Annotated in this window: 25 protein-coding genes, 5 tRNA genes and 1 pseudogene; 5 read left to right on the top strand and 26 right to left on the bottom strand. The window is 71.0% G+C overall.

Annotated features, from left to right (window positions below; genetic code table 11):
- Positions 1-2: 2 nt before the first annotated feature.
- The 7 genes from rpmF to ACZ4VT_RS08535 form a co-directional block, all read right to left on the bottom strand.
- Positions 3-176 carry a 50S ribosomal protein L32 gene (gene rpmF / locus ACZ4VT_RS08565; protein ID WP_003965982.1) on the bottom strand — a complete coding sequence of 58 codons (174 nt, stop codon included), beginning with the start codon at positions 174-176 and terminating at the stop codon, positions 3-5.
- Positions 177-178: 2 nt separating this feature from the next.
- A complete protein-coding gene (locus ACZ4VT_RS08560) occupies positions 179-829 on the bottom strand; it encodes a YceD family protein (protein WP_351597467.1) in 651 nt (216 codons plus the stop codon).
- Positions 830-969: 140 nt separating this feature from the next.
- Positions 970-2010: a DivIVA domain-containing protein gene (locus tag ACZ4VT_RS08555; RefSeq protein WP_467947776.1), complete on the bottom strand. Its 1041-nt coding sequence runs from the start codon at positions 2008-2010 to the stop codon at positions 970-972.
- Positions 2011-2113: 103 nt separating this feature from the next.
- Positions 2114-2593, bottom strand: a complete 480-nt coding sequence (gene coaD / locus ACZ4VT_RS08550) for a pantetheine-phosphate adenylyltransferase (RefSeq protein ID WP_362809037.1) — start codon at positions 2591-2593, stop codon at positions 2114-2116.
- A 14-nt stretch (positions 2594-2607) separates the two neighbouring features.
- Positions 2608-3186, bottom strand: a complete 579-nt coding sequence (rsmD, locus tag ACZ4VT_RS08545; RefSeq protein WP_467947774.1) for a 16S rRNA (guanine(966)-N(2))-methyltransferase RsmD — start codon at positions 3184-3186, stop codon at positions 2608-2610.
- A 72-nt stretch (positions 3187-3258) separates the two neighbouring features.
- On the bottom strand, positions 3259-5454 hold the full coding sequence (recG, locus tag ACZ4VT_RS08540) for an ATP-dependent DNA helicase RecG (RefSeq protein ID WP_467947773.1): 2196 nt from the start codon (positions 5452-5454) through the stop codon (positions 3259-3261).
- A 26-nt stretch (positions 5455-5480) separates the two neighbouring features.
- Positions 5481-7193: a DAK2 domain-containing protein gene (locus ACZ4VT_RS08535; protein WP_467947771.1), complete on the bottom strand. Its 1713-nt coding sequence runs from the start codon at positions 7191-7193 to the stop codon at positions 5481-5483.
- 239 nt (positions 7194-7432) lie between these two features.
- On the opposite strand from ACZ4VT_RS08535, the gene rpmB reads away from it, so the two are divergent.
- The gene (gene rpmB, locus ACZ4VT_RS08530) at positions 7433-7618 is read left to right on the top strand and encodes a 50S ribosomal protein L28 (RefSeq protein ID WP_007266795.1); all 186 of its coding nucleotides are present in this window, start codon (positions 7433-7435) and stop codon (positions 7616-7618) included.
- Positions 7619-7706: 88 nt separating this feature from the next.
- On the opposite strand, the gene thiD is transcribed toward rpmB, so the two are convergent.
- Together thiD and ACZ4VT_RS08520 are read right to left on the bottom strand one after the other, a co-directional pair.
- Positions 7707-8507, bottom strand: coding sequence for a bifunctional hydroxymethylpyrimidine kinase/phosphomethylpyrimidine kinase (thiD, locus tag ACZ4VT_RS08525; RefSeq protein ID WP_467947769.1), 801 nt, complete (start codon positions 8505-8507; stop codon positions 7707-7709).
- The gene (locus ACZ4VT_RS08520; RefSeq protein WP_030708470.1) at positions 8504-9487 is read right to left on the bottom strand and encodes a thiamine-phosphate kinase; all 984 of its coding nucleotides are present in this window, start codon (positions 9485-9487) and stop codon (positions 8504-8506) included. Before ACZ4VT_RS08520 ends, thiD begins: the two co-directional genes overlap by 4 nt.
- A 245-nt stretch (positions 9488-9732) precedes the next feature.
- Between ACZ4VT_RS08520 and ACZ4VT_RS08515 the strand changes: the two genes are divergently transcribed.
- Both ACZ4VT_RS08515 and ACZ4VT_RS08510 read left to right on the top strand, forming a co-directional pair.
- A complete protein-coding gene (locus ACZ4VT_RS08515; protein ID WP_327416637.1) occupies positions 9733-9966 on the top strand; it encodes an Lrp/AsnC family transcriptional regulator in 234 nt (77 codons plus the stop codon).
- A 23-nt stretch (positions 9967-9989) separates the two neighbouring features.
- Positions 9990-10481 (top strand): DUF3515 domain-containing protein, encoded by a 492-nt coding sequence (locus ACZ4VT_RS08510; RefSeq protein WP_362809034.1) that lies wholly within the window; start codon positions 9990-9992, stop codon positions 10479-10481.
- 93 nt (positions 10482-10574) lie between these two features.
- Here the strand turns inward: ACZ4VT_RS08510 and ACZ4VT_RS08505 are convergent, their stop codons facing one another.
- Genes ACZ4VT_RS08505 through ACZ4VT_RS08495 form a run of 3 tightly spaced genes read right to left on the bottom strand, consistent with a single transcriptional unit; the run spans position 10575 to position 13531 of the window.
- Complete coding sequence (locus ACZ4VT_RS08505) at positions 10575-11732, bottom strand: D-alanine--D-alanine ligase family protein (RefSeq protein ID WP_467947767.1); 1158 nt, start codon at positions 11730-11732, stop codon at positions 10575-10577.
- Positions 11733-11771: 39 nt separating this feature from the next.
- On the bottom strand, positions 11772-12782 hold the full coding sequence (locus tag ACZ4VT_RS08500) for an NAD(P)H-dependent glycerol-3-phosphate dehydrogenase (protein WP_467947765.1): 1011 nt from the start codon (positions 12780-12782) through the stop codon (positions 11772-11774).
- Positions 12779-13531 carry a lysophospholipid acyltransferase family protein gene (locus ACZ4VT_RS08495; RefSeq protein WP_467947764.1) on the bottom strand — a complete coding sequence of 251 codons (753 nt, stop codon included), beginning with the start codon at positions 13529-13531 and terminating at the stop codon, positions 12779-12781. The genes ACZ4VT_RS08500 and ACZ4VT_RS08495 overlap by 4 nt, the downstream gene beginning before the upstream one ends.
- Before the next feature lie 268 nt (positions 13532-13799).
- Here ACZ4VT_RS08495 and cofC point away from each other — a divergent pair.
- Positions 13800-14402, top strand: a pseudogene (cofC, locus tag ACZ4VT_RS08490) (2-phospho-L-lactate guanylyltransferase); the annotation flags it as partial.
- Between the two features lie 301 nt (positions 14403-14703).
- Here cofC and ACZ4VT_RS08485 read toward each other — a convergent pair.
- From ACZ4VT_RS08485 to leuC, 4 genes are all read right to left on the bottom strand, one after another.
- The gene (locus ACZ4VT_RS08485; RefSeq protein ID WP_467947763.1) at positions 14704-15375 is read right to left on the bottom strand and encodes an HU family DNA-binding protein; all 672 of its coding nucleotides are present in this window, start codon (positions 15373-15375) and stop codon (positions 14704-14706) included.
- Between the two features lie 144 nt (positions 15376-15519).
- Entirely contained in the window at positions 15520-15747 is a 228-nt protein-coding gene (locus ACZ4VT_RS08480; RefSeq protein WP_030009267.1) for an SCO5555 family protein, read from the bottom strand.
- Between the two features lie 137 nt (positions 15748-15884).
- Positions 15885-16478, bottom strand: coding sequence for a 3-isopropylmalate dehydratase small subunit (gene leuD, locus ACZ4VT_RS08475; protein WP_362808916.1), 594 nt, complete (start codon positions 16476-16478; stop codon positions 15885-15887).
- A 3-nt stretch (positions 16479-16481) separates the two neighbouring features.
- Positions 16482-17906, bottom strand: a complete 1425-nt coding sequence (gene leuC, locus ACZ4VT_RS08470) for a 3-isopropylmalate dehydratase large subunit (RefSeq protein WP_467947760.1) — start codon at positions 17904-17906, stop codon at positions 16482-16484.
- A 183-nt stretch (positions 17907-18089) separates the two neighbouring features.
- On the opposite strand from leuC, the gene ndgR reads away from it, so the two are divergent.
- Positions 18090-18806: an IclR family transcriptional regulator NdgR gene (gene ndgR, locus ACZ4VT_RS08465; RefSeq protein ID WP_007266782.1), complete on the top strand. Its 717-nt coding sequence runs from the start codon at positions 18090-18092 to the stop codon at positions 18804-18806.
- Positions 18807-18969: 163 nt separating this feature from the next.
- Here the strand turns inward: ndgR and ACZ4VT_RS08460 are convergent.
- From ACZ4VT_RS08460 to ACZ4VT_RS08415, 10 genes are all read right to left on the bottom strand, one after another.
- Positions 18970-19042 (bottom strand) — tRNA-Glu (locus ACZ4VT_RS08460).
- Positions 19043-19065: 23 nt separating this feature from the next.
- Positions 19066-19137, bottom strand: a tRNA-Gln gene (locus ACZ4VT_RS08455).
- Between the two features lie 24 nt (positions 19138-19161).
- Positions 19162-19234, bottom strand: a tRNA-Glu gene (locus tag ACZ4VT_RS08450).
- 61 nt (positions 19235-19295) lie between these two features.
- Positions 19296-19368: transfer RNA gene (locus tag ACZ4VT_RS08445), tRNA-Glu, on the bottom strand.
- A gap of 27 nt (positions 19369-19395) precedes the next feature.
- A tRNA-Gln gene (locus ACZ4VT_RS08440) sits at positions 19396-19467 on the bottom strand.
- An 86-nt stretch (positions 19468-19553) separates the two neighbouring features.
- Positions 19554-20282, bottom strand: coding sequence for an HAD family hydrolase (locus ACZ4VT_RS08435; RefSeq protein ID WP_467947758.1), 729 nt, complete (start codon positions 20280-20282; stop codon positions 19554-19556).
- Positions 20283-20324: 42 nt separating this feature from the next.
- Positions 20325-20696, bottom strand: coding sequence for a PIN domain-containing protein (locus ACZ4VT_RS08430; RefSeq protein WP_467947757.1), 372 nt, complete (start codon positions 20694-20696; stop codon positions 20325-20327).
- Positions 20693-20956 (bottom strand): hypothetical protein, encoded by a 264-nt coding sequence (locus tag ACZ4VT_RS08425; RefSeq protein ID WP_467947756.1) that lies wholly within the window; start codon positions 20954-20956, stop codon positions 20693-20695. Before ACZ4VT_RS08425 ends, ACZ4VT_RS08430 begins: the two co-directional genes overlap by 4 nt.
- A gap of 106 nt (positions 20957-21062) precedes the next feature.
- Positions 21063-22538, bottom strand: a complete 1476-nt coding sequence (gltX, locus tag ACZ4VT_RS08420) for a glutamate--tRNA ligase (RefSeq protein ID WP_467947755.1) — start codon at positions 22536-22538, stop codon at positions 21063-21065.
- Positions 22531-23319, bottom strand: coding sequence for a fumarylacetoacetate hydrolase family protein (locus ACZ4VT_RS08415; RefSeq protein WP_030708445.1), 789 nt, complete (start codon positions 23317-23319; stop codon positions 22531-22533). Before ACZ4VT_RS08415 ends, gltX begins: the two co-directional genes overlap by 8 nt.
- Between the last annotated feature and the right edge of the window lie 71 nt (positions 23320-23390).

Raw genomic sequence — 23390 nt, 5'->3', positions numbered from 1 at the left:
GCTCAGACCTCGAGGACCTGGCGCTTGTTGTAGGTGCCGCAGCTCGGGCACGCAATGTGCTGGAGCTTCGGCTCCTGGCAACGCTCGCACGAAACCAGGGTGGGGACCGCAGCCTTCCACTGCGACCGGCGGTGGCGCGTGTTGCTGCGCGACATCTTCCGCTTCGGAACAGCCACGGCTACTTCTCCTGCTTCTCGGCGGCGCCCTGAACTCCGTCAGAGGCAGTGCCGCTCATGTTGTCCTTCTCGTCGTCCTGATCGGTCACGACGAGTCCTTGCAATGCCGCCCAACGGATGTCGACGGCGTCATGGTGGTGGTCCGGGTCGTCGTTCAGGCTGAGCCCGCAATCGGGGCACAGTCCGAGACAGTCCTCCCGGCACACCGGCTGCAGCGGCAGTGCGAGCACCACCACGTCGCGCAGCACGGGTTCGAGGTCGAACAAACCGTCCTCGAGGAAGAGCGTGTCCTCGTCGTCCTCGGCGTCGTCGGCCGGTTCCGCCTTGGAGCGGCTCCGGTCGTCGGCGTCAGGGTACGAGAACATCTCCTGGAAGTCCGCCTTGAGCTCGCGCTCGACGGACTCCAGACACCTTACGCACTCCCCCACGGCCGATGCACGGGCGGTGCCTGTGACAAGCACCCCTTCCATGACCGACTCCAGGCGGAGCTTGAGCTTCAGCGGGCTGCCTTCCGGCACCCAGATGACGCCGGCGAGACCGAGGTCCGCCGGTGCCGCGATCTCACGGGACAGCCGCTGCATGGCACCAGGACGCCGACCCAGCTCGTGCGTGTCGAACACGAGGGGGTTGCGGTGGTCGAGGCGGGTATTCAGGGCCGTTCCTGCTTTCACAGATCGCTGAAGATCAAAGAATGCTGCATGTATGCCGCACGTAAGGGCAGCACGGATCGCGGTGCATACGCGCGACCGAAGAGCCAGGATACCCGGCGCGGCGCCCAGCGCCCAATCCGGTGCTAGCGCCCCTGTTCGTACTGGCGCAGCTGGTCCAGGTTGATCATGCTCGTGTCGAAGAGGCTGGTCTCGTCGAGCGAGGGCTGCTGCGCCTGCGGCTGCTGCGCGTCGTAGTGCGCGGCGTAGGGGTCCGGCTGCTGCTGCTGCTGGTAGGCCGCGTAGGGGTCGGGCTGCTGCTGGTAGCCGCCGTACGGATCCTGGTACGCGTACGCGTCCTGCTGCTGGGCCGCGGGCTGCTGGTAGGAGTACGAGTCGTACGCGGGCTCGGCCTGGGCCGGGATCGGCGCCTGCACGTGCAGCGGCTCCGGCTCCGCCAGGCCCGCCAGGAAGTCGGAGTCGCTCGCGGAGCGCGAGGACTGGCCGCCCGCCGCGTCCTGGGCGGCCATGTGCACGCCCAGGTCGTCCGACGGAACCCGGCCCAGCAGCTTCTGGCGGCCGCGGCCCACGGCCTCCAGGGTCTTGGACAGCACCGCCTCGAAGGTGGCCAGCTTGGTGTCCACGTACGCGTCCGCCTGCTGCCGCTGCGTCTCGGGATCGTGGCTGCGCTCGGGCGCCTCGTCGTAGTCGGGGTCCCGGTAGCCGTGCTCGTCCAGGCCCGGGCCGCGACCCAGCAGCTTCTCCCGGCCCCGGTCCACCGAACCGATGGTCTTGGTCAGCACGACCTCGAAGTTGGCGAGCTTGCTGTCGACGTAGTCGTCGGCCTCGGCCCGGATCTCCTCGGCCTCCCGGCGGGCCTCGTCGAGGATCCGGTCCGCCTCGGCCTGGGAGCGCCGCGCGATCTCGGTGTCGGAGATCAGCGAGCCGCGCTGGTTGTGGGCGGCGTCGATGATCCGCTCCGCCTCCCGGCGGGCCTCCTCGACCATCTGCTCCCGCCCGCCGATGAGCTCCTGAGCCTGCGCGAGCGAGCCGGGCAGCGCGCGCCGCACCTCTTCGAGCTGGGCGAGCAGCTCGGCGCGGTTGATCACGCAGGAGGCCGACATGGGCATGGACCGGGCGCCGCCGACGGCCGCGACGATCTCGTCGAGCTTCTTCTGCACGTCCATGGGGGCTCGCACTCTCTCGGCCTCAGGCGGTTCCTGAGACGGACGGGACGACTGTAAGGCCACCGGGCGGGCACCCGACACTGCCTGACGGCCCGTCAGATGGTCAGCGGTTGCGCAGCCGCTCCAGGAGGGCCGTGTGCACGTGCGCCGGCAGCAGGTGGGCGACGTCGCCGCCCCAGGCCGCGACCTCCTTGACCAGCGAGGAGGACAGGAAGCTGTAGGTGGGGATGGTCGGGACGAACAGGGTCTCGACGCCCGACAGGCCCATGTTCATCTGGGCCATCTGCAGCTCGTAGTCGAAGTCGCTGACCGCGCGCAGGCCCTTGACGATGGCCGGGATGTCCCGCTGCTTGCAGAAGTCGACGAGCAGGCCGTGGAAGGACTCGACCTCGATGTTGCCGTAGTCGGCCGTGGCCTCGCGGATCAGCTCGATCCGCTCCTCGACGGTGAAGAGGCTCTGCTTCGACTTGTTGATCATCACGGCGACGTGGACGACGTCGTAGAGCCTGGAGGCGCGTCCGATGATGTCGAGGTGTCCGTTGTGGATGGGATCGAAGGACCCCGGACAGACGGCGCGGCGCAACTGAACTCCCTCGTTCATGAGTCTTCGCTGGTGAAGGCGGCGCGGCCGTACCACAGGGTGCCCTCACCGTACTTGCGCGACCGGAGCGGCTCGAAGCCCTCGGGCCACGGGAAGGCGCCGCCCCTGGTGCTGCGCTCCACGGTGACGAGCGCATCGTCCGTGAGCCAGCCATTGGACCGGAGTGTGAGGAGGATCTCCCGGAGATCACCGCTGTCCACGGCGTACGGCGGGTCCAGGAAGACCACGTCGTACGGGTCCCCGGCCGCCCGGGCCGCCACGATCTGCTCGGCCTTGCCCGCGCGGAACTCCGCGCCGGGCAGACCCAGCGACTTGATGTTGTCCCGGATCGCCTGGGCGGCCTTGGCGTCCGCCTCCACCAGCAGGGTGTGGGCCGCGCCGCGGGAGAGGGCCTCCAGGCCGACGGCGCCGGAGCCGCCGTACAGGTCGAGCACCCGGGCCCCTTCGACGCCGTGCAGCGACTCCCAGGTGGAGAAGAGGCCTTCGCGCATCCGGTCCGAGGTCGGGCGGGTGCCGGTGCCGGGGGGCACGGCCAGCCGTCGCCCGCCGGCGCTGCCGGCGATCACGCGGGTCATCTGGGGTCCTTCGGTACGGCGGTAGGGGGCGCCGCGGGGCTGCCGCGGCACTCCAACGATAGGTCGTGCCGCTCAGCCCTTCTCCAGGTACTGCTCGCGCTCGGCGTCGAGCAGGGCGTCCAGCGCGGTCCGCAGCCCCGGCAACCGCTCCAGCGCGGGGTCCTCGGCGACGGCGCGGGTGGCCTCCTCGCGGGCCTGGGCGATGACCTCCTCGTCCTCGATGACGGCGAGCATGCGCAGCGAGGAGCGGACGCCCGACTGGGCCTGGCCCAGCACGTCGCCCTCCCGGCGCTGCTCCAGGTCGATGCGGGAGAGCTCGAAGCCGTCGAGGGTGGCGGCGACGGCGGCCAGCCGGGCCCGGGCGGGGCTGGCCTCGTGCATCTCGCTGACCAGCAGGCACAGGCCGGGCGCGGAGCCGCGGCCGACGCGGCCGCGCAACTGGTGGAGCTGGGAGACGCCGAACCGGTCCGCGTCCATGATCACCATGACGGTGGAGTTCGGGACGTTCACCCCGACCTCGATGACGGTGGTGGCGACGAGCACCTTGACCTCGCCCGCGGCGAAGCGCCGCATGACGTCGTCCTTGTCGGCCGGGTCCATCCGGCCGTGCAGCACCTCGACGGACAGTCCGGCGAGCGGGCCGCGGGTGAGCTGCTCGGCGATCTCCAGGACGGCCAGCGGCGGGCGCTTGTCCCCGTCCTCCTCGGCCGCCTTCTTCTTCTTGGGCTCGTCCTCGCCGTCGCCGATGCGCGGGCACACCACGTACGCCTGGTGGCCCTTCTCCACTTCCTCGCGGACCCGTTCCCAGGCCCGGGCGAGGAAGTGCGGCTTGTCCTTGGCGGGCACCACGTGGGTGGCGATCGGCGAGCGCCCGGCGGGCAGCTGGTCGAGGACGGAGGTCTCCAGGTCGCCGAAGACGGTCATGGCGACCGTGCGCGGGATCGGGGTCGCGGTCATCACCAGCAGGTGCGGGGGCTGCTTCCCCTTGGACCTGAGGGCGTCGCGCTGCTCGACGCCGAAGCGGTGCTGTTCGTCGACGACCACCAGCCCGAGGTCGTGGAACTGCACCTTGTCCTCGATCAGCGCGTGCGTGCCGATCACGATCCCGGCCTCGCCGGTGACCAGGTCCAGCAGCGCCTGCCGGCGCGCGGGCATCCCCATCGACCCGGTGAGGAGCACGACCTTGGTGCCCTGGTCGGAGCCGCCGAGCAGGCCCCCCTCGGCGAGCTCGCCCATCATCTCGACGATGGACCGGTGGTGCTGCTGCGCGAGCACCTCGGTGGGCGCGAGCATCGCCGCCTGTCCCCCGGAATCCACCACGGCGAGCATGGCCCGCAGCGCCACCATCGTCTTTCCGCTTCCGACCTCGCCCTGGAGGAGGCGGTGCATGGGGTGGCTGGTGGCCAGGTCGTCGAAGATCTCCTTCGAGACGGTGCGCTGGCCGTCGGTGAGGGTGAACGGGAGCTTCGCGTCGAAGGAGTCGAGGAGGCCGCCGGGGGTGGGGCGGCGGGGTACGGCCGGGAGCTGGGCGTCGGCGTGGCGGCGGCGGGCCAGGGCGACCTGGAGGACGAAGGCCTCGTCCCACTTCAGGCGCTGGCGGGCGTCCTCGATGTCGGCCTTGGTGGCGGGCCGGTGGATCTTCAGCAGGGCCTCGGTGAGCGGGACCAGCCCGCGGCCCTCGCGCAGGGCGGGCGGCAGCGGGTCCACGGCCTCCTGGGCGCTGGGCAGCACCGCGTCCACGCATTTGGCGATCTTCCAGGACTCCAGCTTCGCGCAGGCCGGGTAGATCGGGATGAGCTGGCTCGCGAAGGCGGTGGCGGCGTCCCTGTCGGAGGCGTCCGCGCCGAGCGGCTCGTAGGCGGGGTGGGCGAGCTGGAGCTTGTGGTTGAACTTGGAGACCTTGCCGGCGAACATCGCGCGGCTGCCGGGCAGCAGGTCCTTGTGCGGCTTGTGGACGCCGGCACCGAAGAAGACCAGCTGGAGGCGGCCGCTGCCGTCGGTGATGGTCACCTCCAGGCGCTTGCCGCGGCCTCCGTTGAAGGTCAGGATCCGGGCGTCGGCGACCTGCGCGACGACGGTCACGTGCTCGTCGATCTGGTCGGCGAGCTCGGCCAGCGAGGTCAGCTCACCGCGCTCGGCGTACCGCCGCGGGTAGTGGTGCAGGAGGTCCAGGGCCGTGTGCAGGCCGAGCTGCTCGGCCAGCACCTTGGCGGTGGCGGGTCCGAGGGTCTTCTTGAGGTCTTCGTCGAGCGCGGGCACGTGTTCCATTGCACACCATGGCGCTGACAAGCCCGCTATTCCACCCCGATGAGGAGCGGCGCCGAGTACCGGCCGCCCCGATAGGTCACCGTGTCCACGGCCAGGTGGCCGTGCTGGACGTACGCCTCCAGGCGCTCGGCGAGCGCGTCCGCCACGTCGGGTCCGAGGACCAGGGTGACGAGTTCGCCGCCGGAGCCGAGCATCCGTTCCAGGACCGCCTCGGCGGTCTCGGCCAGGTCCGAGCCGATCACGGCGACGTCCCCGTCGATGAGGCCGAGCACGTCGCCGGCCTGGCAGATGCCGGCGGAGGTGAAGGACTGCCGTTCGGCGACGGCCAGTTCCGCGTACCGGGTGGCGCCGGCCGCCGCCGTCATGGCGACCACGTCCTCGTCGAAGCTGCCGTCCGGGTCGTGCACGGCGAGGGCGGCCAGCCCCTGGACCGCGGAGCGGGTGGGGATCACGGCCACCCGCACCCCTTCGGCGCGGGCCTGTTCGGCCGCGGCGGCCGCGGCGGCGCGCAGCTCGGCGCCGCCCGGCAGCAGGACCACCTCGCGGGCGTGGGCGCGGCGGATGGCGTCGAGCAGTTCGGGGGCGGCGGGGACCTCTCCGGAGCGCACGAGCACGGCGGTGGCTCCCGCCTCCCCGCACAGGCCGGCCAGTCCCTCGCCGGGGACCACGGCGACCACGGCCCGCTGGGCGCGCTCGACACGCCCCCGGCGCCGCTCGTCCCCGAAGTGCGTGATCCGTATCCGGTACGGCCGGCCGGCGACGACTCCGGCCTCCACGGCCGCGCCGGGGTCGTCGACGTGCACGTGGACGTTCCACAGCCCGTCGCCGCCGACGACGACCAGGGAGTCGCCGAGCCCGTCGAGCCGTTCGCGCAGTTCACCGACGGCCGCCTCGGTGGCCTCCAACAGGTAGATCACCTCGTACGCGGGCCCCTCCTCCTCCTGCGCGCAGGGGTCCGCGGGCCGGGGCACGGGCACCGCCCGGCCGCGTACGGGTTCGGCGGCCGGTTCCTGGCCGGACAGCGCCTGCCACAGGGCCCCGAGTACGGCGACCAGCCCGCAGCCCCCGGCGTCGACCACTCCGGCCCGGCCGAGTGCGGCGAGCTGGCCGGGGGTCTCGGCCAGGGCGGCGCGGGCCCCGTCGTAGGCGGCGCGGGCCACGTCGGCCGCGGTCCCGGCGGCGGCGCCGGCGGCCTCGCCGGCCCGGGCGGCGGCGCCGGCGACGGTGAGCATGGTGCCCTCCACCGGGTGCGAGACGGCGGCGTACGCCTCCTCGGCGGCCCGGGTCAGTGCCCGCGCCAGCAGCGCACCGGAGCCGCGCTCCCAGGGTCCGGCCGCCCCGGGCCCGGCCGCCGCGGAGCCGGCCTGCGCGGTCCCCGCCGCCGCGGGTTCGTCGCCGAGTACGTCGGCCACTCCGCGCAGCAGCTGCGCCAGGATCGTCCCGGAGTTCCCCCGGGCCCCGACGAGCGCGCCCTGCGCCCAGGCCCGTACGGCGCGCGCCAGGGAGGTGGGCGCTGTGCCCTCGGTCACCTTCGCGAAGGCGTCGTCCAGTGCGCGGTCGGCGGATTCGGCGGTGAGGTAGAGGTTGGTTCCGGTGTCCGCGTCGGCGACCGGGTAGACGTTGATCGCGTCGATGTCCTCGCGGGCCCGGCCCAGTGCTGCCAGGGCCAGCGAGCTCCAGGTGCGCACCGATTCGGCGTCGAGCTCGTCAGGGCGCTGCGGCTGCGACTCGTGCGGCACCGGGCGTTCCTCCTTGTGCGGGCCAGGGTTCACCGCAGGGTAGCCAAGGTCTGCCCGGACGTCCGGACCGCGGGGCGGGGGCAGCGGCGGTCATGGTAGTTTTCTTGGACGGACGCAGTCGTTGTATGCTGCTCCGGTTGCCCGATGAGAGTCGGGCCATTCCCCGGCAAACCACTTCAGATCTCTGATTCCGGTGCGCCGGTTTCACTGTAATTGCATCTGAAGTCTTGGAGTGACCTGTGGCTGCCAACTGCGACGTTTGCGCCAAGGGGCCGAGCTTCGGCAACAACATCTCCCACTCGCACCGCCGCACCTCGCGTCGCTGGAACCCGAACATCCAGCGCGTCCGTGCCGTGGTCAATGGGACGCCGAAGCGCCTCAACGCCTGCACCTCGTGCATCAAGGCCGGCAAGGTCTCGCGCTGACGCCTCCCGTCGTAGCGCAGCCCTTTCCGGTTGCCAAAAAGGCCGGTTCACCTCTGGTGAACCGGCCTTTTGCCTTGTCCGGCGGGGCTCAGCGCCACCGCCAGGCGTGATCCACCGGGCCGATGCCCCCGCCGAGCGCGAAGCCGGCGGCGATGGCGCCCGTGACGTACTCCTTGGCGGCCGCGACCGCCTCCGGGACGGCCAGGCCCTTGGCCAGGCCCGCCGCGATCGCGCTGGCGAGGGTGCATCCCGTGCCGTGGGTGTGCCGGTTGTCGTGGCGCGGGGCGCGCAGCCACCGCTCCTCGGTGCCGTCGGTGAGCAGGTCCACCGCCTCGTCGCCGTGCGCCGCGAGGTGTCCGCCCTTGATCAGCGCCCACCGCGGCCCGAAGCCGAGGATCGCGTCGGCGGCCCGCCGCATGTCCTCCTCGGTCTCCACCCGCACGCCCGTGAGCTGTGCCACCTCGTCCAGGTTGGGCGTGGCCAGGGTGGCCCGCGGCAGCAGCTCCTTGCGTACGGCGTCCAGCGCGGAGGCGGCGAGCAGCGCGTCCCCGTGCTTGGAGACGCCCACCGGGTCCACGACCGCGGGGGCGGGGGTGTCGGCGAGCAGGGCCGCGACCGTCTCGACCAGCACGGCGGAGGACAGCATCCCGGTCTTCACGGCCTGCACGCCGATGTCGTCCACGACGGCCCGGTACTGGGCCGTGACGGCCTCGGCGGGCAGTTCCCAGGCTCCCCGCACCCCGAGCGAGTTCTGTGCCGTCACGGCCGTCACGACGCTCATGCCGTGGACGCCGAGGGCGAGCATCGTCTTGAGGTCGGCCTGGATGCCCGCGCCGCCGCCGGAGTCGGATCCGGCGACGGTCAGGCACAGCGGCGGGGCCGTGCTCACGGCGCGCCGTCCTGGGCGGCCGGGTCGGCCCCGAAGTGGTCCCAGCCGCCGGTGCTGGTCCAGGGCGCGCCGTCCACGGTCACCTGGGGCAGCGCGGAGCGGTTCAGCACCTCGCCGATGACCTTCCAGCGGGCGGGGAGCTTCACGTCGGGCGGGAAGGTCGCCACGATCGCGTGGTCCTCTCCCCCGGTGAGCACCCACTGCAGCGGGTCCACGCCGACGGCCTGCCCGATGTCGTGCATCTGGGTCGGGATGTCGACGGCCCCCGAGTGCAGGTCGATCCGTACCTTGCTGGCCTCGGCGATGTGCCCGAGGTCGGCGATCAGGCCGTCGCTGACGTCGGTCATGGCGGTGGCGCCGAGCCCGGCCGCCGCGGGGCCGGCGTGGTACGGCGGTTCGGGGCGCCGGTGCGCCTCCACGAACGCCCGCGGGGAGCGGAAGCCGCGCGAGAGCACGGCGAAGCCCGCGGCGGACCAGCCCAGCCAGCCGGTGACGGCGACGACGTCGCCGGGCTGGGCGCCGGAGCGCAGCACGGGCTCGTGGTTGCGCAGGTCGCCGAGGGCGGTGATGGCGACGGTGATGACGTCGCCGCGGACCACGTCCCCGCCGACCACGGCCGCGCCGGCGACCTGGCACTCGTCGCGGATGCCGTCCATCAGCTCGGTGGGCCAGGTGACCGGGAGTTCGGCGGGGACGACGAGGCCGAGCAGCAGCGCGGTCGGGACCGCGCCCATGGCGGCGATGTCGGCGAGGTTCTGCGCGGCGGCTTTGCGGCCGACGTCGTAGGCCGTGGACCAGTCGCGCCGGAAGTGCCGGCCTTCGAGGAGGATGTCGGTGCTCGCCACGACCCTCCGGTCGGGGGCCGACACCACCGCGGCGTCGTCGCCCGGTCCGAGCCGGACCGCCGGGGTGGTGGTGAGCCGTGAGGTGAGCTCCCTGATCAGCCCGAACTCCCCCAGCTCGCCCACAGTGCCCTTCATCGCTGTGCCCCTTCTTGGCCAGTCCGCTTGCGGTCGCGAGCCGTCACAGCTCTGGGTACCGTCAACAGATACGTCAACTTCTGCTCTCCGTACGCCCCGCTGTGCGTGGCGCCGGGCCCGCAGGTCTCCCCGCGGCGCACGGCGACGCGGTACCGTGGCGTCCCTTCTTCCCCCGGCCCTGTCGAGCGTGTGGGGCCCACCCGAAGGTTAGGGGAAATGATCCTCGTGGCCGCCCTGGAGGTTCCGTGGTACAGGCGTACATCCTTATCCAGACCGAGGTGGGCAAGGCGTCGTTCGTCGCCGAGTCCATCGGCCAGATCCCGGGGGTGATCCAGGCCGAGGACGTGACCGGCCCGTACGACGTGATCGTGCGCGCCCAGGCCGACACCGTGGACGAGCTCGGCCGCATGGTCGTGGCCAAGGTCCAGCAGGTGGACGGGATCACCCGCACCTTGACCTGCCCGGTGGTCCATCTGTAGCCCCCGTCTACTCTTGGCCGGTGATGACCACTCACCGCCGGCCCCTCCGTGTCCTGGCCCTGCCCGCCGCGCTGGCCCTGCTGGGCCTCGCGGCGTGCTCACCGGGCGGTTCCGAGGCCCGGGTGGATCCGCCGCCCACGCCGCCCGCCGCCATCGGGGAGCTCTGTGCGGCACTGCACGAGGAGCTTCCGGAGACGGTGGCCGGCCTGGAGCGGACCCGGACCGATCCGGAGTCCGCTCTGACGGCCGCGTGGGGCGGCTCGGCGATCGTACTGCGGTGCGGTGTCCCCAAGCCCCCCGAGATGCTGGACGAGAAGCAGGAGGGCGTCCACGTCAACGACGTCGCCTGGCTGCTGGACAAGCAGTCCGACGGGGGGTTCCGTTTCGTCTCCGGGATGCGGAAGGCGTACACGGAGGTCCTGGTCGACAAGGAGCATGCCACGGACGCGGGGATGCTGGTCGGGCTGTCCGCGGCGATCTCCAAGACGGTTCCCCTGGGCTTCTCCTCGTACTGATCCCCGCCGGCCCCGGCCGGCAGACCGCTCGCACTCACAGCGACCGCCCGCCGGGCATCCCGGCGGGCGGTCGTCGTGTGTTCGCGTACCGGCCTAGCGCAGCCCGGTGGAGCGGCTGAGGGCGGCCTGGATCAGGCGGTCCACCAGCTCCGGGTAGGCGACGCCCGTCTTCTGCCACATCAGCGGGTACATGGAGATCGGCGTGAAGCCCGGCATCGTGTTGATCTCGTTGATGACGAAGGTGCCGTCCTCGGTGAGGAAGAAGTCGGCGCGCACGAGGCCCTCGCAGGAAGCGGCCTCGAAGGCCTCGATCGCGAGCCGCTGCACCTCGGCGGTCTGCTCCGGGGTGAGCGGGGCGGGCACGATCCCGGAGGCGGAGTCGATGTACTTCGCCTCGAAGTCGTAGAAGTCGTGGCTGGAGACCGGGGGGATCTCGGCGGGCACGCTGGCGCGCGGACCGTCCTCGAACTCCAGGACCCCGCACTCGATCTCGCGGCCGCGCAGCAGCGCCTCCACGATGATCTTCGGGTCGTGGCGCCGGGCCTCCTTGACGGCGGCGTCCAGGCCGGATGCGTCGTCGACCTTGGTGATGCCGATGGAGGAGCCGGCCCGGGCGGGCTTGATGAACAGGGGCCAGCCGTGCTCGGCGGCGAAGTCCAGGATCTTCGCCTTGGCGGCGTCCCGGTCGGCTTCCCACTCGCGCGGGCGGATGGTCACGTACGGGCCGACGCGCAGCCCGAAGGAGGTGAACACCCGCTTCATGTAGTCCTTGTCCTGGCCGACGGCCGAGGCGAGGACGCCCGAGCCGACGTACGGGATGCCGGACAGCTCCAGGAGGCCCTGGAGGGTGCCGTCCTCGCCGTACGGGCCGTGCAGGACGGGGAAGACGACGTCGACCTCGCCGAGGGCCTTCGGAACGGCGCCCGGCTCGGTGTAGACGACCTGGCGGCTCGCGGGGTCGACCGAGAGCACGACGGCGCCGTCCTCGGAGTCGGCGAGCTCCTCGACGCTCGGGAGCCGGCGGTCGGCGATGGCCATCCGCTCGGGCTCGTCGGCGGTCAGCGCCCATCGGCCGTCCGTGGTGATGCCGATGGGCAGCACCTCGTACTTGGACCGGTCGATGGAGCGCAGCACGGCGCCCGCCGTGACGACCGAGATGGCGTGTTCCGAGCTGCGGCCGCCGAACACGACGGCCACGCGGGGCTTGCGGCCCTGCTGCTCAGGGGTCTGGGAGAGGTTCTCGCTGCTCATATCGCCACGAGAGTACCCGCTCATGCGTCCGGAACGGAGTCAGCGACGTTCCGGTTTGGCGCTGCGGCCCATCAGTTCCTTCAGCGCGACCAGGGTCGGCTTGCCGTGGTGGACGATGTCCACGACGGTGTCGGTGATGGGCATGTCGACCCCGTGCCGGCGGGCCAGATCGGCCACCGACTGGCAGGACTTGACGCCCTCGGCGGTCTGCTTGGTGACCGCGATGGTCTCCTCCAGCGTCATCCCGCGGCCGAGGTTGGTGCCGAAGGTGTGGTTCCGGGAGAGCGGCGAGGAGCAGGTCGCGACCAGGTCGCCGAGGCCCGCGAGGCCGGAGAAGGTGAGCGGGTCGGCGCCCATCGCCACGCCCAGCCGGGTGGCTTCGGCGAGTCCTCGGGTGATGAGGGAGCCCTTGGTGTTGTCGCCCAGGCCCATGCCGTCGGCGATGCCGACGGCGAGGCCGATGACGTTCTTGACGGCGCCGCCGAGCTCGCAGCCGGTGACGTCGGTGCTCGTGTACGGGCGGAAGTACGGGGTGTGGCAGGCGGCCTGGAGGCGCTGTGCCACGGTCTCGTCCACGCAGGCGACGACGGAGGCGGCGGGCTGGCGGGCGGCGATCTCGGCGGCCAGGTTGGGGCCGGTGACCACGGCGATGCGCTCGGCGGGGACCTTGGCCACCTCCTCGATGACCTCGCTCATCCGCTTGGCGGTGCCGAGTTCGATGCCCTTCATGAGGGAGACGAGCACCGTGTCGGGGGCCAGCAGGGGCGCCCACGCGGCGAGGTTGTCGCGCAGGGTCTGGGAGGGGACGGCGAGGACGGTGAAGTCGGCCCCGGCCGCGGCCTCGGCCGGGTCGGTGGTGGCCCGCAGGTTCTCGGGGAGTTCGACGTCGGGGAAGTAGTCCGGGTTGGTCCGGCCGGTGTTGATGGCGTCGACCACCTCCTGCCGGCGGCCCCAGAGGGTCACCTCGCATCCGGCGTCGGCGAGCACGATGGCGAAGGCCGTGCCCCACGAGCCTGTTCCGAAGACGGTCGCCTTCACGGGACGTGTCACTTCTTGCCCTCCCCTGCGGCCTTGCGCCGCTGTTCCGCCCTGGCGTTGCGATGGTCGTACGGCTGCTCGGGCGCGGTCTCTCCCCGCACCTCCTCCAGCAGCGCGGTGATGGCGGCCATGATGACCTCGGTGACTTCCTTGAGCACGTCCGGGGTGGGGTCGCGGTCGTAGAAGGCGGAGAGGTCCACCGGCGGTCCGGCGAGCACCCGGAGGGTCTTGCGCGGGAAGAGGCGGACCTTGTTCTCCTCGGCGTACGGCGGCATCGCGAGGTTCGCGCCCCACTGGGCCACCGGGATGACGGGCGCCCTGGTGATCAGTGCGACACGGGCGGCGCCGGTCTTGCCGGCCATCGGCCACATGTCGGGGTCACGGGTGAGGGTGCCTTCCGGGTAAAAGGCCACGCATTCGCCGCGCTCGATCGCGCCCACCGCTGCCCGGAATGCGTCCAGGGCGTTGGTGCTCTCCCGGTAGACGGGGATCTGACCGGAGCCGCGCAGGATCGACCCGACAATAGGGACCTTGAAGAGGGCCGCCTTCGCGAGCAATCGGGGCACTCGGCCGGTGTTGTACTGGAAGTGCGCGTACGACAGCGGGTCCAGATACGAGTTGTGATTGACGGCGGTGATAAAGCCGCCCTCGGCCGGAATGTGCTCCATTCCCCGCCAGTCCCGCTTGAAGAGCACTACCAGCGGCGGTTTTGCGATGACCGCCGCCAGGCGGTACCAGAAGCCGATTCTGCGGCGGGACACTCGGACACCTTTCCTCTGGACCGGTGGGCGGGGGTACCTCCCAGCGGAGGCTGGGGGAACTCGGGCACCTCGTCGGCCGGACAAGTGTCGCCCCGGGACCGGTCTCTGTCGAGAACACCGTACGCCCCGCTCACGCCACCGGGCTCCCGGGTCGCCCGGGCGGGGCGACAATGGGCCGACACATGACCCCGCCATGACCTGACCATGGTCCGGGGATGGGCCGGAGCGCACCGCAGGGAAGGGGTCCGTCACGAACGCCGTCTGGAGTCTGGTGGTCCCGCTGAAGCCTCTGGCGCTCGCCAAGAGCCGTCTCGCGGCGGCCGTGGGCGCCTCCCGTCCGGGGCTCGCGCTGGCCTTCGCGCAGGACACCGTCGCAGGGGCTCTGGCCTGCGCGGCGGTCGCGGATGTGGTGGTCGTCACGGACGACGCGGCGGCCGGTGCGGAACTGTCCCGGCTGGGCGCGCGGATCGTGCCGGACGCCCCGGCGGCCGGACTCAACGCGGCGCTGGCCCATGGGGCGCGGGCGGTGCGGTCGGGGCGGCCCGGTGCCGCGGTGGCCGCGATGAACGCCGATCTGCCGGCGCTGCGGGCCCCCGAATTGCTACGCGTGCTCGAAAACGCCTCGGTATTTCCGCGGGCATTTCTGGCGGATGCGGCCGGAATCGGGACGACCTTGCTTTCCGCTGCGCCGGACGTGGAATTGGCCCCCTCCTTCGGCGGGCCGTCACGGGCCAGGCATTCGGCCTCGGGGGCGGTGGAAATCGCTCTGGCGGACGTCGACAGTGTGCGCCGGGACGTGGATACGGCGGCGGATCTGCGGACGGCGCTCGCCCTCGGTGTGGGGCGTCACACGGCCCGATACAGTGCCGGTATGCAGGCGACCGCGTACACGTACGACTCCCAGACCCGCAGCGGCAGTGTGCTGCTGGACGACGGCACCCCGGTGCCCTTCGAGGCCCCTGCCTTCGACGCGGGCGGCCTGCGGCTGCTGCGGCCCGGGCAGCGGGTCCGGATCGAGACGGACGGCGAGGGCGCGGACCTGCGCATCACCCTGGTGACGCTGCAGACCTTCTGACGGTCCGGCCGTCCGGCCGTCTGACCTGCGACGGAACGCACCGCGGGCCGGCTTCCCCAACAGGGGGAAGCCGGCCCGGCGTGTGTGACCCGTATCCCTACTTCTTGCGGGCCGTGGTCTTCTTCGCGGTGGCCTTGCGCGTCGCCGTCTTCTTGGCGGGCGCCTTCGTCGCGGCGGTGACCTTCTTGGCCGCCGGGGCGGTCTTCTTCGCGGCGGCCGTGGTCTTCTTCGCCGTGGCGGTGCTCTTCACCGCCGCCTTCTTGGCGGTGGCCGTGGCCTTCTTCGTGGTGGCCGTGCTCTTCACCGCCGCCTTCTTGGCGGTCGCGGTGGTCTTCTTCGCCGTCGCCTTCTTTGCGACCGTGGTCTTTGCCGCGGCCTTCTTGGCGGTGGTGGCCTTCTTCGCGGCGGCCTTCTTGACCGTCGCGGAGGCGCCACCGGTGAGGCTGCCCTTGGGCGCCTTCTTCACCGACACCTCACCGCCCTTGGGCAGCTTCTTGGTGCCGCTGACCAGGTCCTTGAAGCCCTGGCCGGCGCGGAATCGGGGCACGGAGGTCTTCTTGACCCGGACGCGCTCACCCGTCTGCGGGTTGCGGGCGTAACGGGCCGGACGGTCGACCTTCTCGAACGAGCCGAAGCCCGTGACCGAGACCCGGTCGCCCGCGACGGTAGCGCGGACGATCGCGTCCAGTACCGCGTCGACAGCATCCGCGGCCTGCTGGCGGCCGCCCAGCTTGTCGGCAATCGCTTCTACGAGCTGCGCCTTGTTCACGTCTTCCCCTTCGGAGACTTCGCCAGAACGAATGTGTTCAAGCTTATTTCGCACGTTAGGCGGATATATACCGCAAATCAAACACGAAACGGGCTAATCACCCTAGTGCCGCAACGCTGGAGGCCGTTACGGAGTTCCTTCGCATCAGTCGCCTTCAGGGAATCGACCCTCGTCGAGGTCCTTCATCAACCTGTCCAGGCGCCTTGCCGCATCGGCGAGATCGTGCTTCGCCGCGGCCGTGACGACCAACAGCTTCCGGGACAGCGCCATCCTTACGCCCTCCGGGACTTGCAGTGAGCGCACCCGTGTGTGTGCTTCTTTCAACCGGTCCGCGACGAGTTCGTAGAGCTCGAGTTGACTGTCGCGTTCCATGCACAGATTGTGCCATCTGGGGCGAGTTGTCGCCTCACGGGGCCTCAACAAACGGCTGTGCCCCCCGCCGGAAGGCGGGGGGCACAGTGTGGCCGATGTGATCACCCTAGGGTGAATAAGCGCTGATCAGGCAGGAATCAGGCCCGAATCGTGCGCGGCTTGAAGGCCGGGCGGGTGCTTTCGTACTCAGCGATGTCCGCTTCGTTCTGAAGGGTGAGCGAGATGTCGTCCAGGCCCTCCAGCAGACGCCAGCGGGCGTTGTCGTCGAGCTCGAACTCCGCGACGACGCCCTCGGCTCGCACCTGGCGGTCGACCAGGTCGACCGTGATCTCGGCGGTGGGGTCCGCCTCGGTCAACTTCCACAGCTGCTCGACGGTCTCCTGCGGCAGCACGACCGTCAGCAGGCCGTTCTTCAGCGAGTTCCCGCGGAAGATGTCGGCGAAGCGGGAGGAGATGACCGTCTTGAAGCCGAAGTTCTGCAGGGCCCAGACGGCGTGCTCGCGCGAGGAACCCGTACCGAAGTCGGGGCCCGCGACCAGCACGGTCGCGCCGGCGCGCTCCGGGCGGTTCGTGACGAACTCCGGGTCCTTGCGCCAGGCCTCGAAGAGCCCGTCCTCGAACCCGTCGCGGGTGATCTTCTTCAGCCAGTGGGCCGGGATGATCTGGTCGGTGTCGACGTTGCTGCGGCGCAGCGGGACGGCCCGGCCGGTGTGGGTGGTGAAGGCTTCCATGGTTCAGACTCCGGCGGTCGCGTCGGCGGCGGACAGGTCGGCGGGCGAGGCCAGATGGCCCAGCACCGCGGTGGCGGCGGCCACCTGCGGGGAGACCAGGTGGGTGCGCCCGCCCTTGCCCTGCCGGCCTTCGAAGTTGCGGTTGGAGGTGGACGCGGAGCGCTCACCGGGCGCCAGTTGGTCGGGGTTCATGCCCAGACACATCGAGCAGCCCGCGTGCCGCCATTCGGCGCCGGCCTCCTTGAAGACCTTGTCCAGGCCCTCTTCCACGGCCTGCAGGGCGACGCGGACCGAGCCCGGGACGACCAGCATCCGTACGCCGTCGGCGACTTTGCGGCCCTCGACGATGCCGGCGACGGCGCGCAGGTCCTCGATGCGGCCGTTGGTGCAGGAACCTACGAAGACGGTGTCGACCTTGATGTCGCGCAGCGGCTGCCCGGCGGTCAACCCCATGTACTCCAGGGCCTTTTCGGCGGCCAGGCGCTCCGAAGCGTCCTCGTACGAAGCCGGGTCGGGGACGTTGGCCGACAGCGGCGCGCCCTGGCCCGGGTTGGTGCCCCAGGTGACGAACGGGGACAGCGTGGTGCCGTCGATGACGACCTCCGCGTCGAAGACCGCGTCGTCGTCGGTGCGCAGGGTCTTCCAGTACGCGACCGCCGCGTCCCAGTCCTCGCCCTCGGGGGCGTGGTCACGGCCCTGCAGGTAGTCGAAGGTGGTCTGGTCGGGGGCGATCATGCCCGCGCGGGCGCCGGCCTCGATCGACATGTTGCAGATGGTCATGCGGGCTTCCATCGAGAGCTGCTCGATGGCCTCGCCGCGGTACTCCAGGATGTAGCCCTGGCCGCCGCCGGTACCGATCTTGGCGATGATCGCCAGGATCAGGTCCTTGGCGGTGACACCCTCGGCCAGCGCGCCGGTGACGGTGATCGCCATCGTCTTCGGGCGGGCCAGCGGCAGCGTCTGGGTCGCCAGCACGTGCTCGACCTGGCTGGTGCCGATGCCGAAGGCCAGCGCGCCGAAGGCGCCGTGCGTGGAGGTGTGGGAGTCACCGCAGACCACGGTGGTGCCGGGCTGGGTGAGTCCCAGCTGCGGTCCCACCACGTGGACGACTCCCTGCTCGACGTCGCCCAGCGAGTGCAGGCGGACGCCGAACTCGGCGCAGTTCTTGCGCAGCGTCTCCAGCTGGGCCCGGGAGACCGGGTCCGCGATCGGCTTGTCGATGTCGAGGGTGGGGGTGTTGTGGTCCTCGGTCGCGATGGTGAGGTCGAGGCGTCGGACCTTGCGGCCGGCCTGACGCAGGCCCTCGAAGGCCTGCGGGCTGGTCACCTCGTGCAGCAGGTGCAGATCAATGAAGAGGAGGTCGGGCTCGCCTTCGGCGCGCCGGACGACATGGTCGTCCCAGACCTTCTCCGCGAGTGTCCTACCCATCGCTTTCCCTCCGGCCGGCCGGTTGTGCCGGCGCTTCATAGAGATCTTGTGCGCCTGTCGCCCGTACCCCACGTCCTGGACGACGGCTCGGACCCAGTGGTTCGTGGACCCGCACATACAGACTCGCTGGTTCTTGGAAAAATTGAACTTGCGTTTCACAGTGTGAGACGCGAATATCGTTTCATGGACAACTCTAGCGGCGTCGGCGTTCTCGACAAGGCAGCTCTGGTACTGAGCGCACTGGAGTCCGGTCCGGCCACCCTCGCCGGGCTGGTCGCGGCGACAGGGCTCGCACGACCCACGGCACATCGCCTTGCCGTGGCACTGGAACACCACCGGATGGTGGCGAGGGACATGCAGGGCCGGTTCATCCTCGGTCCGCGGCTGGCGGAGCTCGCCGCCGCGGCCGGCGAGGACCGCCTGCTGGCCACGGCGGGACCGGTACTCACCCACCTCCGTGACGTGACGGGCGAGAGCGCGCAGCTCTACCGCCGTCAGGGAGACATGCGCATTTGCGTGGCGGCCGCGGAGCGGCTGTCGGGCCTTCGGGACACCGTCCCGGTGGGCTCCACGCTCCCGATGAAGGCCGGTTCGGCCGCGCAGATCCTGATGGCCTGGGAGGAGCCCGAGCGGCTCCACCGCGGGCTGCAGGGCGCGCGCTTCACGGCGACGGCGCTCTCGGGCGTCCGGCGTCGCGGCTGGGCGCAGTCGATCGGCGAGCGGGAGCCCGGCGTGGCCTCCGTGTCGGCGCCGGTGCGCGGGCCGTCGAACCGCGTGGTGGCCTCCGTGTCGGTCTCCGGACCGATCGAGCGGCTGACCCGCCACCCGGGCCGGATGCACGCCCAGGCCGTCATCGACGCGGCCGCTCGCCTCACGGAGGCCCTGCGCCGCTCCGGCTGACCCACAACAGTCCCTTATCCCACCCCCGGGCCCGGGGGCGCGTACGACGCCGCACACGTCCGAACACGCGCCGCCGGGCCCGTACTTGTACCGGGTGCCGGCGTCCGGGCCGGAAACGGCGAAGAGGCCCTCCGCGATGAACGCGGAGGGCCTCTTCGATGCGTACCCCCGACCGGATTCGAACCGGCGCTACCGCCTTGAGAGGGCGGCGTGCTAGGCCGCTACACAACGGGGGCTAGCTGGTGCTGCTGTTACTGCGCTGGGCTACCAGGACTCGAACCTAGAATAAGGGAACCAGAAACCCTCGTGTTGCCAATTACACTATAGCCCAAAGTGGTCTAGACCAGACCAACAGTACCCCCGACCGGATTCGAACCGGCGCTACCGCCTTGAGAGGGCGGCGTGCTAGGCCGCTACACAACGGGGGCCCTAGCGATCCTGCATCAAGACGTCCGGGTGCGACCCTGGAGATCTCGCGGGAAGGATCTGTACCCCCGACCGGATTCGAACCGGCGCTACCGCCTTGAGAGGGCGGCGTGCTAGGCCGCTACACAACGGGGGCAAAGCACTGCGTTACTGCTGCACTGCGCTGGGGTACCAGGACTCGAACCTAGAATAAGGGAACCAGAAACCCTCGTGTTGCCAATTACACTATACCCCACCAAAAGTCAACCCCTTGCGGGGCCTCTTCTTTGGGTGGCGCCTCCGTCCGGCCTTTCGGCCCGCTCCGGCGGCGCAGAAAGAACATTACCGGATGCCTGACCGTGCTCCAAAACGGGTATCCCCTGCCAGCAGCTCCGGAAGCCGGTCAAGGCCCTCGATGCGGTGCACGCCGTCCGGCCCCCGGCCGCGGCCGCCGGTCCGGTCCAGCCAGATGGGCAGCAGTCCGGCGTCACGGGCCCCACGGGCGTCGATCTCCGGCTGGTCACCCACGTACGCCACCTCCCCCGGCGGCAGCCCGAGCGCCTCGCACGCGGCCAGGAAGGCCTCCGCGTCGGGCTTGCTGACCCCGAGTTCCACGGCGCAGACCAGCACCTCGAAGCGGTCGCGCAGTCCCAGGTGGCGCAACTTGGGGTCCTGGTTGGCGCCGGAGGAGTTGGAGAGCACCCCGTGCCGGTAGCCGGCCGCGAGGGCGTCCAGGGCGGGCACCACGTCGGGGAAGACGGTCCAGGCGGCCTTGTAGTGCTCGACGTAGCGGTCGAACCAGGCGTCGGCCTCGTCCGCGGTCATCGCGGGCTGCTGCAGGAACTCCCGTACCCGCTCCTGCCGCTGCCCCTGGAAGCTGCCCTCACCGGCGGCGAAGCGCGCCCAGTGCCGGTCGGTGATTGCCCGCCACAGCGCGAGCGCCTGCGCGGGGGTGCCGTACCGGTCCGCGAGTTCCTCGGTCTCCAGCTGCCGCGCGAGCCCGGCGGCATCGGCCCCCGTGTAGTCGAAGAGGGTGTCGTCGATGTCCCACAGCACGGCGCGGATCGGCATGGGGCCGAGCCTACGCCCGCATTGGTGCCCCCGGGGCCCGTTCTACGGCTTCCCGATGTCGACGGCCCAGACACCCGTTCCGTCGTACGCCTCGGGCGTCGCGGTCAGCACCTGCCCCTCCACCGCACCGGACGCCGCCGCGAACACGGCGTGCGCATACCGCCAGTCGATCCCGGACGCCGAGACGTCCTCGACGGTCGCGGCACCCGCGAAGTCGAGCGGCAGGAACTCCAGGCCCGGCAACGCGCCCACGTGAGCGGCCGTTCCCGGCAGTTCCATGCCGGCGGCGACGAGACACAAGGCCGGCACGTGGGCGCGCCGGGACGGATCGTCAACCTCCACGACGGCGATGCCGGACAGGAGCCTGTGTCCGCGACACAGCGCGAGGACCGCGGTGTGGTCCAGGATGATCACCTACGGCCGCCCACCTGGCGTGCGGCGATCGCATCGCGCCAGCGCTCCCCCTCGCGCACGTCCTCGTCGGTGAAGTCCGACCGCAGATTGGCCCGTACGTACGCGACCGCACGCGCGGTTCGCTCGGCACGCTCCGCCTCGACGGGGGTCATCGCCGCCAGCCGCTCGACGTACGCCCGGGTACTGAGACCCCGTTCTTCGGCGAGGAGCCGGAGCCGGTCACGAGCCTCTTCGGTGATCTTTATGGTCGTGTCAGCCATGCCGCGAGAATACCATTGAATACCGACACTTCGTGACCCCGGTCACACGCGCCGAGGGGACGGCAGCCATGTCGGCTGCCGCCCCCTGCGGGACGTACGGGGAGAGCTAGGCGGCCAGCTTGGCCAGCGTCGCGTCGATGCGGGCCAGGGAGCGGTCCTTGCCCAGGATCTCCAGGGACTCGAAGAGCGGCAGGCCGACCGTGCGGCCGGTGACGGCCACGCGGACCGGGGCCTGGGCCTTGCCGAGCTTGAGGCCGTGGGCCTCGCCGGCGGTCAGGACGGCCTGCTTGAGGGACTCGGGGTCCGACCAGTCGGCGTTCGCCAGGTTCTCGCGCGCCGTCGTCAGGAGGGCCGCCGGCTCGCCCTTCATCGCCTTGTCCCACGAGGCCTGGTCCTCGACCGGCTCCTTCCGGAACAGGAAGTCGACGTTGGCCGTGATGTCCGACAGGACCGTGACGCGGGTCTGTGCGTACGGGGCGATGCGCTCCCAGGCCTCGGCGTCGAAGTCCTCGGGCGCCCAGTTGGCGTGCGGGGCCCGCAGCCAGGGGGCGCAGGCGTCCGCGAAGGCCTTCGGGTCGAGCAGGCGGATGTGGTCGCCGTTGATCGACTCGGCCTTCTTCAGGTCGAAGCGCGCCGGGTTGGCGTTCACGCCGTCGATGTCGAACTTCTGGACCATCTCCTCGATCGAGAAGACGTCCTGGTCCTTGGAGAAGGACCAGCCGAGGAGCGAGAGGTAGTTCAGCAGGCCCTCGGGGAGGAAGCCGCGCTCGCGGTACAGGTTGAGCGAGGCCTCGGGGTCGCGCTTGGAGAGCTTCTTGTTGCCCTCGCCCATGACGTACGGCAGGTGGCCGAACTGCGGGATGCCGGTGGCGACACCGAGCTCCATCAGCGCCTTGTAGAGCGCGATCTGGCGCGGGGTGGAGGACAGCAGGTCCTCGCCGCGCAGCACGTGCGTGATCTGCATCAGCGCGTCGTCGACCGGGTTGACCAGCGTGTACAGCGGAGCGCCGTTGGCCCGCAGGATGCCGAAGTCCGGCACGTTCTCCGGCGTGAAGGTCAGCTCGCCGCGGACCAGGTCGGTGAAGGTGATCGGCTCGTCGGGCATCCGGAAGCGGACGATCGAGGGGCGGTGCTCGCCCTGGTACGCCTCCAGCTGGACCTGGGTCAGCTCGCGGCAGTGGCCGTCGTAGCCGGAGGGCTTGCCGGCCGCGCGGGCGGCGGCGCGGCGCGCGTCGAGCTCCTCGGTCGTGCAGTAGCAGTCGTAGGCGTAGCCGCCGTCGCGCAGGCGCTGGGCCACGTCCGCGTAGATGTCCATGCGCTCGGACTGGCGGTACGGGGCGTGCGGGCCGCCCACCTCGGGGCCCTCGTCCCAGGTGAAGCCGAGCCAGCGCAGCGAGTCGAGCAGCTGGCCGTACGACTCCTCGGAGTCGCGGGCCGCGTCGGTGTCCTCGATGCGGAAGACGAACGTACCGCCGTGGTGGCGGGCGAACGCCCAGTTGAACAGGGCGGTGCGGACCAGACCCACATGGGGGTTGCCGGTCGGGGAGGGACAGAAACGTACGCGGACAGGTCCGTTAACCACGCTTGATCACCTTGTTGGTGAGAGTGCCGATGCCTTCGATGGTGACGGCGACCTCGTCGCCGACGTTCAGGGGGCCGACTCCGGCCGGGGTCCCCGTGAGGATGACGTCGCCCGGGAGCAGCGTCATGGCCTCGGTGATGTGGACGACGAGGTCTTCGATGGAGCGGACCATGTCGCTGGTGCGGCCGAGCTGGCGCTGTTCGCCGTTCACGGTGCACTGGATGGTCAGGTCGCCCGGGTCCAGGTCGGTCTCGATCCAGGGGCCGAGGGGGCAGGCGCTGTCGAAGCCCTTGGCCCGGGCCCACTGCTTCTCCCGCTGCTGGACGTCGCGCGCGGTGACGTCGTTGGCGCAGGTGTAGCCGAGGATGACGTCCTTGACGCGCTCCCTGGGGACCTCCCGGCACATGCGGCCGATGACCACGGCGAGCTCCGCCTCGTGGTGGACGTCCTGGGAGAAGGAGGGGTACGTGATCGGATCACCGGGGCCGACCACCGAGGTGGAGGGCTTGAAGAAGGTGATCGGCGCGTCCGGAACCTCGTTCCCGAGCTCTGCCGCGTGCTCCGCGTAGTTGCGGCCGATGGCCACGACCTTGTTCGGGAGCACGGGCGGCAGCAGCCGGACCTTGCTCAGCGGCACCTTCGTGCCCGAGAGCTCGAAGTCCGCGAACGGGATGCCCTTGATGATGTCGAGCACGAGCGTCGCTTCGTCGCCGGGGGCGGTGCTGCCCTCGACCGCGCCGAACGCGACATTTCCGTCGATCGAGAACCTGGCGATGCGCACGTGTTGCGTCTGCCCCTCTGTATGTCCGCGGCTGGAGTCTGCGGACCCCAGGCTAACGCGGCGGGCAGGGA

It is taken from the genome of Streptomyces sp. NPDC029164 (genome assembly GCF_055563995.1).
This window is presented reverse-complemented; position numbering and strand designations above follow the sequence as displayed.

Bases quoted from the DNA above. Each gene is read 5' to 3' on its own strand.
- ACZ4VT_RS08555 (WP_467947776.1), bottom strand. From the start codon at position 2,010: ATGGACGTGCAGAAGAAGCTCGACGAGATCGTCGCGGCCGTCGGCGGC.
- rsmD (WP_467947774.1), bottom strand. From the start codon at position 3,186: ATGACCCGCGTGATCGCCGGCAGCGCCGGCGGGCGACGGCTGGCCGTG.
- recG (WP_467947773.1), bottom strand. From the start codon at position 5,454: ATGGAACACGTGCCCGCGCTCGACGAAGACCTCAAGAAGACCCTCGGA.
- ACZ4VT_RS08520 (WP_030708470.1), bottom strand. From the start codon at position 9,487: ATGAAGGGCACTGTGGGCGAGCTGGGGGAGTTCGGGCTGATCAGGGAG.
- ACZ4VT_RS08510 (WP_362809034.1), top strand. From the start codon at position 9,990: ATGACCACTCACCGCCGGCCCCTCCGTGTCCTGGCCCTGCCCGCCGCG.
- ACZ4VT_RS08505 (WP_467947767.1), bottom strand. From the start codon at position 11,732: ATGAGCAGCGAGAACCTCTCCCAGACCCCTGAGCAGCAGGGCCGCAAG.
- ACZ4VT_RS08480 (WP_030009267.1), bottom strand. From the start codon at position 15,747: ATGGAACGCGACAGTCAACTCGAGCTCTACGAACTCGTCGCGGACCGG.
- leuD (WP_362808916.1), bottom strand. From the start codon at position 16,478: ATGGAAGCCTTCACCACCCACACCGGCCGGGCCGTCCCGCTGCGCCGC.
- leuC (WP_467947760.1), bottom strand. From the start codon at position 17,906: ATGGGTAGGACACTCGCGGAGAAGGTCTGGGACGACCATGTCGTCCGG.
- ndgR (WP_007266782.1), top strand. From the start codon at position 18,090: ATGGACAACTCTAGCGGCGTCGGCGTTCTCGACAAGGCAGCTCTGGTA.
- ACZ4VT_RS08435 (WP_467947758.1), bottom strand. From the start codon at position 20,282: ATGCCGATCCGCGCCGTGCTGTGGGACATCGACGACACCCTCTTCGAC.
- ACZ4VT_RS08425 (WP_467947756.1), bottom strand. From the start codon at position 20,956: ATGGCTGACACGACCATAAAGATCACCGAAGAGGCTCGTGACCGGCTC.